Source organism: Lysobacter xanthus, from assembly GCF_047159895.1.
Genome location: NZ_BAAGAB020000145.1, coordinates 1 through 1777 on the forward strand (window position 1 = coordinate 1; position 1777 = coordinate 1777).

The following is a 1777-nucleotide window of genomic DNA, read 5'->3' on the forward strand; positions in this document are numbered from 1 at the left end:
GGAGGCGCCGGTGCTCGCGGACGCGCCCGCCGTGCCGGGGGCGTTCCTGCGCCTCGCGCGCGACGTGCTCGCCCACCGCGACCCGCGCCGGCACGCCTTGCCCTATGCGCTGCTGTGGCGGCTGGTGAACGGCGAGCCGCGGCTGCTCGAGCACGAGACCGACCCCGAGGTTCGACGGGCGCTGCAATTGCAGAAAGCCGTGCGCCGCGACGCCCACAAGATGGAGGCCTTCGTGCGCTTCCGCGAAGTGCCGGGCGAGCCCGGCGTATTCGTGGCGTGGTACGAGCCCGACCACGACGTGGTCGACCTTGTCGCGCCGTTCTTCATGAAGCGCTTCGCCGGGATGCGCTGGGCGATCCTGACGCCCTACCGGCGCGCGGTATGGGACGGCACGGCGCTCGCGATGGGCGCGGGCGGCATGGCCTCCGATGCGCCGGCCGAAGACGATGGCGAGGCGCTCTGGCGGCGGTACTACGCGAGCATCTTCAATCCCGCCCGGCTCAATCCGAAAGCGATGCGCGCGGAGATGCCGACGCGGTTCTGGAAACACCTGCCGGAGGCCCGCGAGCTGCCGGGGCTGATGCGCGATGCCGCCCCGCGGGTTGCCGCGATGGTGGCGCGGGCGCCGGAGCCGGCACGCCGTCGCGTGCCCGCGCCGTCGCCTGCGGCGTTGTCCGTCGGCAGCGGCATCGACGCGGTCCACGACGCCGTGCGCGCCTGCCGGGCCTGTCCCCTGTGGGCGCCGGCCACGCAGGCGGTGCCCGGCACGGGACCTCGAGATGCACGCATCGTCGTCGTCGGCGAGCAGCCGGGCGACGAGGAGGATCTGCGCGGCCTGCCGTTCACGGGCCCCGCGGGCCGCCTGCTCGACCGCGCACTCGCCGATGCCGGTCTGGACCGCGATGCGCTCTACCTCACGAATGCGGTGAAACATTTCAAGTTCGAGCTGCGCGGCAAGCGACGGCTGCACGTGCGCGCGAACGCCGCGGAGCAGGCGGCATGTCGCGGCTGGCTGCGGCGCGAGCTCGAGTCGATCCGTCCGGAACGCGTGGTCTGCCTCGGCGCGACCGCGGCGAATGCACTCCTCGGCAGTGGCTTCGCGCTCATGCGCGACCGCGGCCGATGGCAGGCGACAGGCGAGGGCGCGCAGATACTCGCTACCGTCCATCCCTCGTGGGTGCTGCGCCAGCCCGCGCACGTGCAGGACGAGGCCTACCGCTCGCTCGTGGACGATCTCGCACGGGTCGCCGAGGCCGTGCGGCGCGTGCCCGCGGCATCGCCGGCGCCTTCGACGAGTTGATCGTCGCGATGCCGGGCTTCGCGGGTCGGGCGCACGCCGGTGGACGAACGGCGCCCCGGCCGCTTGTGCCGCACACGGATCGCGGGCAGGATCGGGCCATGACCTCCACGCGCACCGCCGCCTCGAACGCCGCCCGCAACGGGCGCGTGGCCGCGTGCGCCGCCAACAACAATCGCAATAACGCCAGCCTTCCGCGGGCCGGCGATTAGCGCGCAGCATCCACGCTCAATCGTCCACGAAGCCCGCACTGAGAAGTGCGGGCTTCTTCGTTTTCAGCCCTCCGAAAAAGGAAGACCCGCCATGTGTTCGATCCTCGCCGCGTTCGACCTCCGCCCCGGCGCCGACCTGCGCCCCTTGCGGCCCCTCGCACTCGCCATGTCCGCGCGCCAGCGCCATCGCGGGCGCGGTCGAATTCTTCACCGGCACCAGCGCGGTCGCGACGAGGTCGGTGCGATAGCGGTCGGCCGGCGCGTACGT

The 1777-nt window shown here is 72.9% G+C and carries 2 protein-coding genes; one reads left to right on the top strand and one right to left on the bottom strand.

The genetic code is table 11. The features are described 5' to 3' along the window. The first annotated feature begins 10 nt into the window (after positions 1–10). Positions 11–1300 carry a UdgX family uracil-DNA binding protein gene (locus ACY35P_RS15540; RefSeq protein ID WP_462116741.1) on the top strand — a complete coding sequence of 430 codons (1290 nt, stop codon included), beginning with the start codon at positions 11–13 and terminating at the stop codon, positions 1298–1300. 225 nt (positions 1301–1525) lie between these two features. Here ACY35P_RS15540 and ACY35P_RS15545 read toward each other — a convergent pair. Beyond that, positions 1526–1777, bottom strand: a 252-nt coding sequence (locus tag ACY35P_RS15545; RefSeq protein WP_462116740.1) for a hypothetical protein, incomplete at its 5' end; no start/stop codon positions are given.